This window comes from Pseudomonas sp. GW822-FHT04H02 (assembly GCF_058800645.1).
This window is the reverse complement of the sequence record NZ_JBXAMM010000003.1, coordinates 314,757-329,448: the sequence shown is the minus strand read 5'-3', so window position 1 is coordinate 329,448 and position 14,692 is coordinate 314,757. Positions and strand designations below refer to the sequence as shown.

Sequence of the window (14,692 nt, the reverse complement as noted above, 5' to 3'; positions counted from 1 at the left end):
CCGTTCCCCAGCCCCAACGGAGAGCTGCCCCATGAGTGAATCCCCCGATCGTGACGAGCGCCATCTGGCGCGCATGTTGCGCAAAAAAGCCGTGATCGATGAACGCATTGCCAACTCGCCCAACGAATGCGGCCTGCTGCTGGTATTGACCGGCAACGGCAAGGGCAAGAGCAGCTCGGCCTTCGGCATGCTGGCGCGGTCCATGGGCCACGGCATGCAGTGTGGCGTGGTGCAGTTCATCAAGGGGCGTAACAGCACCGGCGAAGAACTGTTCTTCCGGCGTTTCCCCGAGCAGGTGCGCTTTCACGTGATGGGCGAAGGCTTTACCTGGGAAACCCAGGATCGCCAGCGCGATATTGCTGCTGCTGAAGCCGCCTGGGCGGTTTCCAGGGAGTTGCTGAGCAACCCGGATATTGGCCTGGTGGTGCTCGACGAGCTGAACATTGCCCTCAAGCACGGCTACCTGGACCTGGATCAGGTGCTCAGTGACCTGCAGGCCCGTCCGCCCATGCAGCATGTGGTAGTGACCGGTCGCGGCGCCAAGCCGGAGATGATCGAGCTGGCCGATACCGTGACCGAGATGGGCATGGTCAAGCACGCCTTCCAGGCCGGGATCAAGGCGCAGAAAGGTGTCGAGCTGTGAGCGTGAATTCATGACTGATGTTCGTCATTGCCCGGCAGTGTTGATCGCCGCACCGGCTTCCGGCCAGGGCAAGACCACGGTGACCGCGGCCCTTGCCCGCTTGCACCGCAACCGGGGGCGCAAGGTTCGGGTCTTCAAGTGCGGCCCGGATTTCCTCGACCCGATGATTCTTGAGCGCGCCAGTGGTGCCGCGGTGTACCAGTTGGACATGTGGATGGTGGGCGAGCAGGAAAGCCGCCGTCTGCTCTGGGAGGCGGCGGGAGAGGCCGACCTGATTCTGATCGAGGGGGTCATGGGCCTGTTCGATGGCACCCCTTCCAGCGCCGATCTGGCGCGGCATTTCGGCGTGCCGGTGCTGGGGGTGATCGATGGCACCGCCATGGCCCAGACTTTCGGCGCCCTGGCTCTGGGCCTGGCGCGCTACCAGCCGGACCTGCCGTTTGCCGGGGTGTTGGCCAACCGGGTTGGTACCCTGCGCCATGCGCAGTTGCTGGAAGGCAGCCTGACGGAAGGCTTGCGCTGGTATGGCGCCTTGTCCCGGGAAACCGATATCGAGCTGCCCAGCCGCCATCTGGGGCTGGTGCAGGCCAGCGAGCTGAATGATCTGGACCTGCGCCTGGATGCCGCCGCCGAGGCCCTGGCCAGCAGTTGCCAGGTGGAACTGCCGCCAGCGGTGAGTTTTGCTGCACCCACGCCGGTGGCTTGCGCGCCACTGCTCAAGGGCGTGCGGATTGCCGTGGCGCGGGACGAGGCGTTTGCCTTCACCTATGGCGCCAGCCTCGATCTGTTGCGAGCCATGGGGGCGCAGTTGAGCTTCTTCTCGCCGATCCACGATACCCAGCTGCCCGACGCGGACAGCCTGTACCTGCCCGGCGGCTATCCCGAATTGCACCATCAGGCCCTGGCCCGCAACAGCAGCATGCTGCAGGCCATTCGTGCCCATCACGCGGCCGGCAAGCCGCTGCTCGCCGAGTGCGGCGGCATGCTCTACCTGCTGGACTCCCTGACCGATGTCGAAGGCCAGCGTGCCGAGCTCCTGGGCCTGCTGCCCGGAGATGCGGTAATGCAGAAGCGCCTGGCGGCACTGGCCTTGCAGGCGGTGGATTTGCCCGAAGGCAGTCTGCGCGGCCACACCTATCACCATTCCCTGACCAGCACCGAGCTGCTGCCCATCGCTCGTGGGCTCAGCCCCAACGGCGGGCGCGGCGCGGAAGCGGTGTATCGCCAGGGGCGGATGACGGCCTCTTACGTGCACTTCTATTTCCCGTCCAATCCGGCGGCGGTGGCGGCGTTGTTTGCGCCGGGCGCGCCTGTTCAGCCGGTTTTAGCCGAGGGCGTGGCGGGTGAGTGAGCAGGGGTTCTCTGAGGCGCAGCGCGAGGGGGTCTACCGGGCCATCGCCGAGCGCCGCGACATGCGTCATTTCGCGGGTGGCAGTGTCGAGCCGGCAGTGCTGCGGCGCTTGCTGGAAGCAGCGCATCAGGCGCCCAGTGTCGGGTTGATGCAGCCCTGGCGTTTTATTCGCATCAGCGACCGCCTGTTGCGCAAGCACATCCAGCAGTTGGTGGAGGCGGAGCGGGTGCGCACCGCCCAAGCCCTGGGTGAGCGTTCCGACGAGTTCATGAAGCTCAAGGTCGAAGGCATCAACGATTGTGCCGAGGTGCTGGTGGCCGCCTTGATGGATGACCGCGAACGACACATCTTCGGCCGTCGGACCCTGCCGGAGATGGACCTGGCGTCCCTGTCCTGCGCCATCCAGAACCTGTGGCTGGCGGCCCGCAGCGAGGGCCTGGGAATGGGGTGGGTGTCTTTGTTCGATCCTCAGGCCCTGGCCGATCTGCTGGGGCTGCCGGCAGGTGCCAAGCCCGTGGCCGTGCTGTGCCTGGGCCCGGTCACCGAATTCTACCCGGCGCCGATGCTGGCACTGGAAGGCTGGGCGCAACCGCGGCCGCTGAGTGAGTTGTTGTATGAGAATTACTGGGGAGTGAGTCAATGAGTGTGGCCTTGCTGAGTGTCGCCGGGGTCGCGCTGGATGCGCTGCTGGGCGAACCCAGGCGCTGGCATCCGCTGGTGGCGTTCGGCCGTGTGGCCGATCGTATCGAGCAACGTTTCAACTCCGCCGGCCGTGGCTGGCGCAGCCATGGCGTCACCGCCTGGGTGCTGGCGGTGGTGCCCCTGACCCTGGTGGCCACAGCGCTGTCCTGGTTGCCCTACGTCGGCTGGCTGGTGGAAATCCTGGCGTTGTACTGCGCCTTGGGCCTGCGCAGCCTCGGCGAGCATGTGGAGCCGGTGGCCCAGGCGTTGCGCAGTGACGATCTGGAAGAAGCGCGCCGCCGGGTGGGGTTTCTGGTGAGTCGCCAGACCAGCGAGCTGGACGCCACCGAAGTGGCCCGCGCGGCCACCGAATCGGTGCTGGAAAACGGCAGCGATGCGGTGTTCGCCGCGCTGTTCTGGTTTGCCGTGGCCGGCGCGCCCGGGGTGGTGCTCTACCGTCTGAGCAATACCCTGGATGCGATGTGGGGCTACCGCAACGAGCGCTTCGAACGTTTTGGCTGGGCTGCGGCGAAGATTGACGACCTGCTCAATTACATTCCCGCGCGCCTGGTGGCCCTGACTTACGCCTTGCTGGGCAAGACCCGGCTGGCACTCAAGTGCTGGCACCGCCAGGGCCCGACCTGGGACAGCCCGAATGCTGGCCCGGTGATGGCGGCCGGGGCGGGCGCCCTGGGAGTGGAGCTGGGTGGCGCAGCGATTTATCACGGTGAGCTGCATCAGCGCCCGCAACTGGGTGAAGGCGAGCCGGCCAGTGCCGGTTCCATTGATCGTGGCTGGCAGCTGGTGCAGCGGGGTGTCTGGCTGTGGCTGCTGATTCTTTGCCTGGGGGCTGAATTCTATGCTTGAGCACGGCGGACGACTGCGCAAGGCGGCCGAGCAATACGGGATTGCCGAAGATGCCTGGCTGGACTTGTCCAGCGGGTTGGCGCCCTGGCCGTTTCCCCTGCCGCCCATTGCGCTGCGTGCCTGGGCGCGCCTGCCGGAAACCGATGACGGACTGGAACAGGCGGCCCGCGAATACTATGGCGCCAGTGAAGTGCTGCCGGTGGCCGGCTCCCAGGCAGCAATCCAGTTGCTGCCGCGCTTGCGTCGAGCGGGCAAGGTCGGTGTGCTGTCGCCCTGTTATGCCGAGCATGCCGAAGCCTGGCGCCGCAGCGGCTACCGGGTACGCGAAGTGCTGGAGCAGGAAGTGGATTTCTTCCTCGACAGCCTCGATGTGCTGGTGGTGGTCAACCCGAACAACCCTACCGGACTGAGCCTGACCCCGGAGCGCCTGCTGGACTGGCACGCGCGCCTGGCTCAGCGCGGCGGCTGGCTGGTGGTGGACGAAGCCTTCATGGACAACACCCCGCACCTGAGCCTGGCTCGCCACGCCCATCAGGTGGGGCTGATTGTGTTGCGTTCGTTCGGCAAGTTCTTTGGCCTGGCCGGAGTACGTCTGGGTTTTGTCCTGGCCGAGCGCCGGCTGCTCAAACTGCTGGCGGAGCAGGTCGGACCCTGGGCGGTCAGCGGGCCGACCCGGGTGGTGGGGCAGGCCTGCCTGCGCGATACCCAGGGGCACGCCCGGCAAAGGTTGCGCAGCGAAGCGGCGAGCGAGCGTTTGGTTGAAGTCCTCGAGCGCCATGGTCTCAAGCCCCAGGGCGGTTGCGCGCTGTTTCAGTGGCTGATCAGTGCCGAGGCCGAATCGCTTTATCACTTCATGGCGCGCCGCGGCATTCTCCTGCGGCTGTTCACTCATAACAGCAGCCTGCGCTTCGGCCTGCCCGCCGAGGAGGCCGATTGGGATCGCCTGGAACAGGCGCTGCAGGCCTATCGCAAGGAATATCCATGAGCACTCTGATGGTTCAAGGCACCACCTCGGATGCCGGCAAGAGCACCCTGGTGACGGCCCTGTGCCGTTGGCTGCGGCGCCAGGGTGTCAGCGTGGTGCCGTTCAAGCCCCAGAACATGGCCCTCAACAGTGCGGTGACTGCCGATGGCGGCGAGATCGGCAGGGCCCAGGCCGTCCAGGCCCAGGCGGCCAATCTGGCGCCCCACACCGACATGAACCCGGTGCTGCTCAAGCCCAACAGTGATACCGGCTCTCAGGTAATCATTCACGGCCGCGCCGTGACCAGCATGAACGCCGTGGCCTATCACGACTACAAGGCCATCGCCATGCAGGCCGTACTGGCTTCCCATGAGCGCCTGAAAAGCGCTTATCAGGTGGTGATGGTGGAAGGTGCCGGCTCGCCGGCGGAGATCAACCTGCGGGCCGGCGATATTGCCAACATGGGCTTTGCCGAGGCGGTGGACTGCCCGGTGCTGCTGATCGCCGACATCAATCGAGGTGGGGTCTTCGCCCATTTGGTGGGCACCCTGGAACTGCTGTCTCCCAGTGAGCAGGCCCGGGTAAAGGGCTTCATCATCAACCGCTTTCGTGGCGACCTGGCGTTGCTGCAACCGGGCCTGGACTGGCTGCAAGCCCGTACCGGCAAGCCGGTGATCGGCGTGCTGCCCTATGTCCTGGACCTGCACCTGGAAGCCGAGGACGGTATCGACCAACGCCAGGTGGGCAAGGTCGAACAGTTGCTCAAGGTGGTGGTGCCGGTGCTGCCGCGCATCAGCAATCACACGGATTTCGATCCGTTGCGCCTGCATCCTCAGGTCGACTTGCAATTCATCGGCCCCGGCCAGGCGATTCCTGCTGCCGATCTGATCATCCTCCCCGGCTCGAAAAGCGTACGGGGCGATCTGGCCTACCTGCGCAGCAACGGCTGGGATCGGGCGATTGCCCGCCACCTGCGCTACGGCGGCAAAGTGCTGGGCATCTGCGGTGGCCTGCAAATGCTTGGCGAGCAGGTGCATGACCCGCTCGGGCTCGAAGGCGCTGCGGGCTCCAGCCCCGGCCTGGGCCTGCTGGCATTTGAAACCGTGCTCGAAGAAGAGAAGCAGCTGCGTAACGTCAGCGGTCGCCTGAGCCTGGAGAATGCCGCGGTCAGTGGTTATGAAATTCACGCCGGGGTCACTCGCGGGCCGGCCCTGGAGCTGGCCGCCGTGCAACTGGACGACGGTCGCAGCGATGGCGCCTGCAGCGCCGACGGGCAGATCCTCGGCACCTACCTGCACGGTCTGTTCGAAACCCCTGCGGCCTGCAGTGCGCTGTTGCGCTGGGCCGGGCTCGAAGCGGTGCAGGAGGTGGATTACCACGCCTTGCGTGAACGCGATATCGAGCGTCTGGCGGACCTGGTGGAGCATCACCTGGACACCGCTGCACTGCGTCGGCTCTGTGGCCTTTGAGCGCTCAACCCAGGCCGTCTTCCCTATCAGAGGTGCCCAAGCATGTTGCAACTGATCCTCGGCGGTGCCCGGTCCGGCAAGAGCCGCCTCGCTGAAAAGCTCGCCGGTGACAGCGCCCTGGCGGTGACCTACATCGCCACCAGCCAGCCCCTGGATGGCGAGATGAATCAACGCATTGCCCATCATCGCGATCGGCGTCCGGCCCATTGGGGCTTGATCGAGGAGCCGCTGGAGCTGGCCCGGGTGCTGCAGGAATCTGCCGGCGAAGGGCGCTGCCTGCTGGTGGACTGCCTGACCCTGTGGCTGACCAACCTGCTGATGCTCGAGGACCCCGAGCGCCTGGCCGCCGAACGCGAGGCCTTGTTGCAGTGCGTGGCGAGCTTGCCGGGGGAGATCATTTTTGTCAGCAACGAAACCGGAATGGGTGTCGTGCCGCTGGGCGAATTGACTCGCCGCTATGTGGATGAAGCCGGTTGGCTGCATCAAGCCCTGGCCGAGCGTTGTCAGCGAGTGGTGCTGACGGTCGCCGGCCTGCCCCTGACTTTGAAAGGAACTGCGTTATGAGTAACTCCTGGTGGCTGGAACCCTGCAAGGCAATCGACACCCAGATGGTCGAGCAGGCCCTGGCGCGTCAGCAGCAACTGACCAAGCCGGCCGGCTCTCTCGGGCGCCTGGAGCCACTGGCGGTACGCCTGGCGGGCCTGCAAGGACGGCTCAAGCCCGGCATCGAGCGGCTATGGATCGCCATCTTCGCCGGTGACCATGGGGTGGTGGCCGAGGGCGTTTCCGCCTACCCGCAGGAAGTCACCGGGCAGATGTTGTTGAACTTCGTCAGCGGCGGAGCGGCCATCAGCGTGCTGGCCCGGCAACTGCAGGCGCAACTGGAGGTGGTGGATCTGGGCACAGTGATGCCAGGCTTGAACCTGCCGGGGGTGCGCCACCTGAACCTGGGGGCCGGCACGCAGAATTTTGTCCAGGAGCCGGCGATGACCCCTGCACAGGGCGAGCAGGCCCTGCAAGCCGGCCGCGACAGCGCGCTGCGGGCTCATGCCGACGGCGCCCAGCTGTTTATCGGCGGTGAAATGGGCATCGGCAATACCACCGCAGCCAGTGCCATTGCCTGTGCCCTGCTGGGTATTCCAGTGGCACAACTGGCCGGGCCGGGCACCGGCCTGAATGCCGAGGGGGTCAATCACAAGGCGCAGGTTATCGAGCGTGCCCTGGCGCTGCACGATGCCTCTCGCGGCGATGCCTTGCAGACCTTGTTCAACCTGGGTGGCTTTGAAGTGGCGGCGCTGGTGGGGGCTTACCTGGCGTGTGCCCAGGAGGGCATTGCGGTGCTGGTGGACGGTTTCATCTGCAGCGTCGCCGCGTTGGTGGCGGTGCGTCTGAATCCGGCCTGCGCGCCCTGGTTGCTGTTCGCCCACCAGGGCGCCGAGCCCGGGCACCGGCATGTGCTGCAGACCCTGCAAGCCGAACCCTTGCTGGACCTGGGCCTGCGCTTGGGTGAAGGCAGCGGCGCCGCCCTGGCAGTGCCGTTGCTGCGGCTGGCCTGTGACCTGCACGGGCAGATGGCGACTTTCGCCGAAGCAGCGGTGGCGGATCGTCCGGCATGACCTTGTACCTGGACCTGTTGCGCCACGGTGAAACCGAACTGGGTGGTGGCCTGCGCGGCAGCCTGGACGATGCGTTGACTGCAACGGGCTGGCAACAGATGCGCGAAGCCGTCCAGGGGCGGGGCCCCTGGGACCGGGTACTGAGTTCGCCATTGCAGCGCTGTGCGCGTTTCGCCCAAGAGCTGGCGGAGCGGTTGCAGTTGCCGCTGAGCCTCGAGCCTGATCTTCAGGAACTGCACTTTGGTGCCTGGGAAGGGCAGAGCGCGGCGGCGCTGATGGAAACCGACGCCGATGATCTGGGGCGTTTCTGGGCCGATCCCTATGCATTCACCCCGCCTGGGGGCGAGCCGGTAGAGCTGTTCTCCCTGCGGGTGCTGGGGGCGATAGAGCGCTTGTACCAGGCCTGCGCCGGGCAGCGTGTGCTGCTGGTCAGCCATGGCGGGGTCATGCGCCTGCTGCTGGCCCGGGCTCGAGGGCTGCCGCGCCAGCAGTTGTTGAACGTTGAAGTGGGTCATGGCGCGCTGTTTCGTCTGCAGGTCGCCAGCGAAGGCCGGATGAGCGAGGAGGGCTGAGATGTTGCCGTTCTGGATTGCCTTGCAGTTTCTCAGCAGCCTGCCGGTCCGCCTGCCGGGCATGCCTCGGCCTGAAGAGCTGGGCCGCTCGCTGTTGTTCTATCCGTTGGTGGGGCTGCTGTTCGGCGTGCTGTTGTGGGTGCTGAATGCCATGCTGGGCGGTGTTCCCCTGTTGCTGCATGCGGCCTTGCTGTTGACCGCCTGGGTCCTGCTCAGCGGTGGTCTGCACCTGGATGGCCTGGCGGACAGTGCCGATGCCTGGCTGGGGGGCTTTGGCGATCGAGAGCGGACCCTGAGCATCATGAAGGACCCCCGTAGTGGTCCGATCGCCGTGGTGACCCTGGTGCTGGTGCTGCTGCTCAAGTTCACCGCCCTGGTGGCGCTGATCGAACAGCAGCAGGGCTTTGCCTTGTTGCTGGCGCCGCTGATCGGTCGCGGGGCATTGCTGGGCCTGTTTCTCTGCACGCCTTATGTGCGTGCCGGTGGGCTGGGGCAGGCGCTGGCTGACCACCTGCCACGTGTGGCCGGGCGGCAAGTGCTGGGCTTGAGCGTGCTGGCCTGTTTGCTGCTGGGGGGCTACAGCGGGTTATGGGCAGTGCTGCTGGCCGCTGTGCTGTTCTTCTGGCTGCGGCAAGTGATGATGCGGCGCCTGGGTGGTACCACTGGAGACACTGCCGGGGCTGTGCTTGAACTGTTGGAAACTGCCGTATTGCTCGGGGTGGCGCTGCTTTGAGTGGAGCACGGGATTGACGATTTTCATGAAAAATCTTGCCTTGGAATAATCACGGGTATATACACGCATCATGCTTCCCTCTCAGTGTTTGTGCACCAACCTGCGTCGCGCCGCCCGTGGCGTCAGCAGGTACTACGACGGCGCCCTTGATGGCTTCGGGATCAACGTTGCCCAGTATTCTCTGCTGAACAACCTGTTGCGCCTTGATCAGCCAAGCATTTCCAGCCTGGCGGAAGCCATGGGGCTGGATCGCAGCACGCTCGGGCGCAATGTGCGGGTCCTGGAAGCTGCAGGGCTGGTGCGCCTGCAGGAAGGCGACGATCAGCGAAACCGGCTGGTGCTGTTGACCGAGGCCGGGCATGAGCGGCTGGTGGCGGCCTTGCCTGCGTGGGAAGCGGCTCAGCAGCGGTTGATCGATCGCCTGGGTGTGGAAAAGCGTGAAACCTTGTTGGCCTTGCTGAACGAACTGTCTTGAGCGCCTTTCGTTCGACTATAAGCGGGTATATGCCCGTAACTGGAGAATAAAAATGTCATCGATGTGGCGTACCAGCGGCTGGGTGCTTCTCGGCAGCGCATTGATCCTGGCCTTGTCGCTGGGGATCAGACATGGCTTCGGCCTGTTCCTGCCGCCCATGAGCGCGCAGTTTGGCTGGGGGCGCGAAGTCTTCGCCTTCGCCATTGCCCTGCAGAACCTGATCTGGGGGCTGGCCCAGCCTTTTACCGGAGCCTTGGCCGATCGTTTTGGTGCGGCGAAAGTGGTGCTGGTGGGTGGCGTGCTGTACGCGGTCGGGCTGGTGTTCATGGGGCTGTCGGATTCGGCCCTGACCCTGTCCCTGAGTGCCGGGCTGCTGATCGGCATAGGTCTGTCGGGTACGTCCTTCTCGGTAATTCTCGGTGTTGTCGGCCGCGCCTTGCCGCCGGAAAAACGCAGCATGGGCATGGGGATTGCCAGTGCGGCAGGTTCCTTCGGCCAATTTGCCATGCTCCCCGGAACCCTGGGGCTGATCGGCTGGCTGGGCTGGTCTACGGCGCTGCTGGTGCTGGGCTTGCTGGTGGCCTTGATCGTGCCATTGGTGAGCATGCTCAAGGACAAACCGCTGCCGGCGCTGGGGCATGAGCAGAGCCTCATGGAGGCCTTGCGTGAAGCCTGTTCCCATTCAGGGTTCTGGCTGTTGGCATTCGGCTTTTTCGTCTGTGGCTTCCAGGTGGTGTTCATCGGCGTGCACCTGCCGGCGTATCTGGTGGACCAGCACTTGCCGGCGACCGTGGGCACCACGGTGCTGGCCCTGATTGGCCTGTTCAATATCTTTGGTACCTATACCGCCGGCTGGCTGGGTGGGCGGATGTCCAAGCCGCGCCTGCTGACGGGCCTGTATCTGCTACGGGCGGTGGTGATCGGGCTGTTCCTGTGGTTGCCGGTGACTCAGACCAGCGCCTATCTGTTCGGCATGGCCATGGGCTTTCTCTGGCTGTCCACCGTGCCGTTGACCAACGGCACCGTGGCCACCTTGTTTGGCGTGCGCAACCTGTCCATGCTCGGCGGCATTGTGTTCCTGTTCCACCAATTGGGGTCTTTCCTTGGTGGTTGGCTGGGGGGCGTGGTGTATGACCGTACCGGGAGCTACGACTTGATCTGGCAGGTGGCGATTCTCCTTAGTCTGTTGGCGGCGGCACTGAACTGGCCGGTGCGCGAGCGGCCGGTGGCGCGTTTGCAGGCCAGCGCGGCATGAACCGCTGGCTGCTGCGCGGTGCCGGCCTGGGCCTCGGCATTCTATTGTTGCTGCTGGCCTGGTGGGGCTGGCACCGGGGCGGCCTGGCGCTGATGCAGCTGGGCATGGGCGCTTGCTAGGGGAGCGAGGGGGCGAGTAACGTCGTAGCCCGACACTTTGACAAGGATTCTGGACATGGCTATGCGCTGGTTTGCGGTTCCAGCTTTACTCGCGACCTTGGCCGGCTCGGCATGGGCGGCGGACTGTCCGCCCCTGTTGCAGGGTTCCTTGCCCAAATTGCACGCCAAGGAATCCATCGACTTGTGCCAGCGCTTTGCCGGCAAGCCGCTGGTGGTGGTCAATACGGCGAGCTTCTGCGGGTTTGCTCCGCAATTCAAAGGCCTTGAGGCGCTGTACCAGCGTTACAAGGATCAAGGGCTGGAAGTGGTGGGCGTGCCCTCCAATGACTTCAAGCAAGAGTCCAAGGATGGCGCGGAGACTGCCAAGGTCTGCTACGTCAATTACGGCGTGACCTTCACCATGACCGAGCCACAGAAGGTTCGGGGGGTGGATGCGGTGCACCTGTTCAAGGTGCTGGCGCAGCAGAGTAGCGCGCCGAAGTGGAATTTCTATAAATACGTGGTGGATCGCCAGGGCAATGTGATTGCCAACTTTTCCAGCCTGACCAAACCGGACAATCCGGAATTCATCGAAGCGGTGGAGAAGGCATTGGCGTCGAAATCCTGAGAAAGCCTATTCATTAGCCAATAAAAAAACCCGCATCTGCGGGTTTTTTATTGGTTTGAAACTGCGCGGCCTAGAGCTCGTTAGAACTTGTAGGTAGCGCCCAGGCCGTAGCCCCATGCGCTGTTCTGGTAAGTAGCGCTGTAGGCATTGCCTTTGCCGGTTCTGTTGACGTTGACGTCTTCTTCCTTCAGGTAGGAAACCGCCAGGTCCAGAGTCAGGTCTTCAGTCGGGCTGTAGCCGGCACCGAAGCTGATGGCCTTACGGTCACCGGTAGGGATACGTACGGAACGGTCGGTGTTGTTGGTTGGCGCCTGGTCAACCGAGAGGCCGCTGCGCAGAACCCACTCTTTGTTGACCTTGTAGGAAACACCAACAGCCGAGGCCCAGGTGTCGTGCCAGTTCTGTGGCTCGGTGATGGTGCCGATTGGGCCCGCAGAACCGCCAAGCAGAGCAGGAACACCTTCGTTGTTCACGGTGATGTCTTTCAGGCGGCTCCAGCGAGTCCAGGTGCTACCTGCGTAGACGGTCCACTGGTCATCCAGTTTCTGGGTGACAGAGAAGTCAACGACTTCCGGAGTAGTGATGTCCAGCGAGGCGTCGTAACGGCCGCCATTGAACGGACCGAAGCCCGGGCCGGCGATGTTGGTGTGGCCTTCCAGCTTGTACTTGACCTTCGAGTGGTAGGTCAGGCCCAGGCGAGTAGTGTCGGTAGGCTGGACGATGATGCCGACGTTGTAGCCGATGGCGGTATCGTCACCCTTGATCTTCACGCTGCCATCATTGCGGCCGAAGAGCGCAGGGTTTGGAAATGGGGTCGCGGAAGTCAGTTCACCGCTCAGGCGGTTGATGGTCGGGCCGAAGCCGATCGACACCATGTCATTGAAGGCATAGCTGACGGTCGGTTGCAGGGTGACGACCTTGACTACGCTCTTGTCGCCGTAATAGCGGCTGGCAGAAGTGGACTCATAGTTGGTAACCAGGCCGAAGGGTGCATAGGCGCCCAGACCCAATGCCCAGCCGTTGCCCAGTTGTTTGACGAAGAACCCCATAGGAACGCTGGTGAACGGAACCATGTCACCGTCGCTGGTGCCGCCGGGTGGGCCGCCCTTGACGTTTTTCAGGTTGGTCTTGGCATCGATTGCCGCTACGCCGACAGTTACCTGGTCACGTTGCAGCAGGGACATGCCGGCAGGGTTACCGTAAACGGTGCTGGCATCTTCGGCAGAAGAGGAACGACCCGCGAAGCCGGTACCCATGCCGCTGATGCTTTGTTCGTTAAGAGCAAAACCGCTGGCGAAAAGTTGGGTAGAGGCAAGTGCAACCGCGAGACTTATGGTGGATTTGAGCATTACTTTTTTCATTATTAGAACTCCTGGTGATCACCGAGGCGAAAATTACCAACATTTCGATCTCGGCGCTATAGGCTGCAACAGTTGATTTAGAGCGTTTTTGTAGGACAATCCGACCAAAATCGGCTTCTTTCTCCGATTTTGCAAAAGTCGTTGTCAGCAGGCGACCTGGTTTAACGGTGCAATGCAGGTCTGCCAGGCGCAGGCGAAATCTCTTAAACGTCCTTGTGGTTGAAAGGTCTTCCTCCAGATGCGGGCCATGCCGAGCAGGTCGTCGGCAGCGGGGAGCGGCGTGTGTTGTTCTTCCACCAGCAACCAGGCAATGGCGGTGGCGTAACGCAGGTTGACGGTCAGTTCCAGGTGCGGCCCGCTGAGGAACGCATGCTGGCTGGCGAGCCCGCGAACCAGGCTGGCCCGTTCCGGATCCAGTGCCAGGTACTGGTCCCAGAGGGCTTGATGGCGCAATTCGGTGATGCGGTAGAGGCCGTGGCCACGACGATCGTGCAGGGCTGAGCCCAGCGCCGATTGGCTGGCGGCAATGCCCAGCAGCAGGACTTCAGCGGTTTTGCTATGGCTGCCCAGGTACATCAGCGTCGGGCGGATCACATAGCGGCACAACTCGCTGGCGGCGATACCCATAAAGCCCTCGAAGCGTGAAATGGCCGGCGAAACCTGAAGGGCGCTTGGCAGCAAAAAAGGATCAGGTTTGCCGGAAGCGGTTCAGGCCGCTTGAGTTGAAGTGTAGTGTCATATCTGTGCTGTAAAGGACTGTTTTTAAAATATTTCCGTCCTCTTGTTATAAGCCTTATATCGATTGGTACTTTGCTCTGTAGGGTAAATGGGCGAATTGCAGGCAATAAAAAGCCCCGCGATCAGGCGAGGCTTTTCAGGGTTTTCAGCAGTTCGGCGTATCAGGCAACCAGGGCCTGGCGCGCACGTTCGATCACTGCCTGCAGCGGTTCGGCGCTGGAATACTGGTCGGGATACAGGCGTTCGCTGTGACGGGCGATCCCATGTTCGTTGACCAGGGTGAAGCTGAAGCAACCTTTGCGAGCGGCCATGATCAGGCAGTTCAACGGTGCAAAGGCGTGGGTTAGGGTGCGAATGGCATCCTGAGTCTGGATTTGAGTAGACATAATTATTAGGTGTTCCTACAAATGACACGGTTAAGAACCGTGCAACGTTAAAACGTTCCAGTAAACGTCGACCAGCATTGGTCAAACGAAGAACCTGACTGGAACAAAGCAGCCAGTTGCAGCGCGTTGATTGGTTGCGCTAGGGCTGGCAGGTAGGTACTTAGGAGGGCAGGCAACACAGCAAGGGCAAAGGTTCGGGGCCCAGGGTGGAGATCCTGATCAATTTGCAGGTTGGTTCGGTCAGAGTAAATGGCTCGAGCACTGCCGTTGAATTCGTATCAAGGGCGGGAGGGTGAGCTTTACCTGGAAACCATCGAGGTGGTCGGTCCTTGGTGTTCGACGTTGTGCTCGGTTGGAGACGCTGTCGATGGGACTTGTTCGACCAGAATTGACTTTCAGCTTGGTACTAACGGCGAGGATTCTATTGGGTTGAACGACATAATGCAAGTGTGCTAGGAAAAAACTTTCAGAAGAGGCCAGAGGCTCAAGCATCAGCTGTGTAACCGTTGCTGTTGTGGCGTGTACGAAAACAGTGCGTTACCGGCGTTAATCTGCGCAAGGTTGTGCACACTTGTTGCGCAGCGTGTCACCCCGTTGTCACCTTCCCCAACGCCCGCCCCTTAGCCTGTCTCGAGAATTTAAGTCAATGATAAACATCGCTTTTTTTTACTGGTGAAAAAATCGTCAGTTTGACTGCAAGGCCCGTCTCATGGGGCTTTGGGAGGGTTGTGGAGGGGTTGTCCACTGAGTTATCCACAGCTTCTGTGGATTGTCCCAAGCGCTTGCTCTAGGACGGGCGTGCTGGCTCTTTTAGGCTTTACCCGGGCGAAAAAAGGAGTAGAGTGGCGCGCCTTC

The 14,692-nt window shown here is 62.8% G+C and carries 17 protein-coding genes; 14 read left to right on the top strand and 3 right to left on the bottom strand.

The genetic code is table 11. The annotated features are described in order from the left end of the window. Positions 1 to 31 precede the first annotated feature (31 nt). The 14 genes from cobO (at position 32) to AC1RMG_RS13690 (ending at position 11,352) form a co-directional block, all read left to right on the top strand. Positions 32 to 643 (top strand): cob(I)yrinic acid a,c-diamide adenosyltransferase, encoded by a 612-nt coding sequence (gene cobO, locus AC1RMG_RS13755; protein WP_015636640.1) that lies wholly within the window; start codon positions 32 to 34, stop codon positions 641 to 643. 10 nt (positions 644 to 653) lie between these two features. Then, positions 654 to 1,994, top strand: coding sequence for a cobyrinic acid a,c-diamide synthase CobB (locus AC1RMG_RS13750; RefSeq protein ID WP_015636639.1), 1,341 nt, complete (start codon positions 654 to 656; stop codon positions 1,992 to 1,994). Continuing rightward, on the top strand, positions 1,987 to 2,637 hold the full coding sequence (gene bluB, locus AC1RMG_RS13745) for a 5,6-dimethylbenzimidazole synthase (protein ID WP_015636638.1): 651 nt from the start codon (positions 1,987 to 1,989) through the stop codon (positions 2,635 to 2,637). The genes AC1RMG_RS13750 and bluB overlap by 8 nt, the downstream gene beginning before the upstream one ends. Beyond that, positions 2,634 to 3,542, top strand: coding sequence for an adenosylcobinamide-phosphate synthase CbiB (cbiB, locus tag AC1RMG_RS13740; protein ID WP_015636637.1), 909 nt, complete (start codon positions 2,634 to 2,636; stop codon positions 3,540 to 3,542). Before bluB ends, cbiB begins: the two co-directional genes overlap by 4 nt. Beyond that, on the top strand, positions 3,535 to 4,527 hold the full coding sequence (cobD, locus tag AC1RMG_RS13735) for a threonine-phosphate decarboxylase CobD (protein WP_011062691.1): 993 nt from the start codon (positions 3,535 to 3,537) through the stop codon (positions 4,525 to 4,527). The genes cbiB and cobD overlap by 8 nt, the downstream gene beginning before the upstream one ends. Next, positions 4,524 to 5,975 carry a cobyric acid synthase gene (locus AC1RMG_RS13730; protein WP_015636636.1) on the top strand — a complete coding sequence of 484 codons (1,452 nt, stop codon included), beginning with the start codon at positions 4,524 to 4,526 and terminating at the stop codon, positions 5,973 to 5,975. The genes cobD and AC1RMG_RS13730 overlap by 4 nt, the downstream gene beginning before the upstream one ends. 42 nt (positions 5,976 to 6,017) lie before the next feature. Further along, positions 6,018 to 6,539 (top strand): bifunctional adenosylcobinamide kinase/adenosylcobinamide-phosphate guanylyltransferase, encoded by a 522-nt coding sequence (gene cobU / locus AC1RMG_RS13725; protein WP_072450684.1) that lies wholly within the window; start codon positions 6,018 to 6,020, stop codon positions 6,537 to 6,539. Continuing rightward, positions 6,536 to 7,591 carry a nicotinate-nucleotide--dimethylbenzimidazole phosphoribosyltransferase gene (cobT, locus tag AC1RMG_RS13720; protein ID WP_401020380.1) on the top strand — a complete coding sequence of 352 codons (1,056 nt, stop codon included), beginning with the start codon at positions 6,536 to 6,538 and terminating at the stop codon, positions 7,589 to 7,591. The genes cobU and cobT overlap by 4 nt, the downstream gene beginning before the upstream one ends. Beyond that, entirely contained in the window at positions 7,588 to 8,163 is a 576-nt protein-coding gene (cobC, locus tag AC1RMG_RS13715; RefSeq protein WP_015636633.1) for an alpha-ribazole phosphatase family protein, read from the top strand. Before cobT ends, cobC begins: the two co-directional genes overlap by 4 nt. 1 nt (position 8,164) lies before the next feature. Beyond that, positions 8,165 to 8,896: an adenosylcobinamide-GDP ribazoletransferase gene (locus AC1RMG_RS13710; protein WP_015636632.1), complete on the top strand. Its 732-nt coding sequence runs from the start codon at positions 8,165 to 8,167 to the stop codon at positions 8,894 to 8,896. 70 nt (positions 8,897 to 8,966) lie between these two features. Next, a complete protein-coding gene (locus AC1RMG_RS13705) occupies positions 8,967 to 9,371 on the top strand; it encodes a MarR family winged helix-turn-helix transcriptional regulator (RefSeq protein ID WP_015636631.1) in 405 nt (134 codons plus the stop codon). 52 nt (positions 9,372 to 9,423) lie between these two features. Continuing rightward, positions 9,424 to 10,626: an MFS transporter gene (locus AC1RMG_RS13700; RefSeq protein ID WP_047337533.1), complete on the top strand. Its 1,203-nt coding sequence runs from the start codon at positions 9,424 to 9,426 to the stop codon at positions 10,624 to 10,626. Continuing rightward, a complete protein-coding gene (locus tag AC1RMG_RS13695) occupies positions 10,623 to 10,745 on the top strand; it encodes a hypothetical protein (protein ID WP_015636629.1) in 123 nt (40 codons plus the stop codon). The genes AC1RMG_RS13700 and AC1RMG_RS13695 overlap by 4 nt, the downstream gene beginning before the upstream one ends. Positions 10,746 to 10,800: 55 nt before the next feature. Continuing rightward, positions 10,801 to 11,352, top strand: coding sequence for a glutathione peroxidase (locus tag AC1RMG_RS13690; RefSeq protein ID WP_493169422.1), 552 nt, complete (start codon positions 10,801 to 10,803; stop codon positions 11,350 to 11,352). 80 nt (positions 11,353 to 11,432) lie between these two features. On the opposite strand, the gene AC1RMG_RS13685 is transcribed toward AC1RMG_RS13690, so the two are convergent. The 3 genes from AC1RMG_RS13685 to AC1RMG_RS13675 all read right to left on the bottom strand — a co-directional run bounded on the left by AC1RMG_RS13685 (position 11,433) and on the right by AC1RMG_RS13675 (position 13,837). Continuing rightward, positions 11,433 to 12,713 carry an OmpP1/FadL family transporter gene (locus AC1RMG_RS13685; RefSeq protein WP_125063069.1) on the bottom strand — a complete coding sequence of 427 codons (1,281 nt, stop codon included), beginning with the start codon at positions 12,711 to 12,713 and terminating at the stop codon, positions 11,433 to 11,435. A 144-nt stretch (positions 12,714 to 12,857) separates the two neighbouring features. Then, positions 12,858 to 13,340, bottom strand: a complete 483-nt coding sequence (locus AC1RMG_RS13680) for a hypothetical protein (protein ID WP_015636627.1) — start codon at positions 13,338 to 13,340, stop codon at positions 12,858 to 12,860. Between the two features lie 272 nt (positions 13,341 to 13,612). Then, entirely contained in the window at positions 13,613 to 13,837 is a 225-nt protein-coding gene (locus AC1RMG_RS13675; protein ID WP_011062680.1) for a hypothetical protein, read from the bottom strand. Between the last annotated feature and the right edge of the window lie 855 nt (positions 13,838 to 14,692).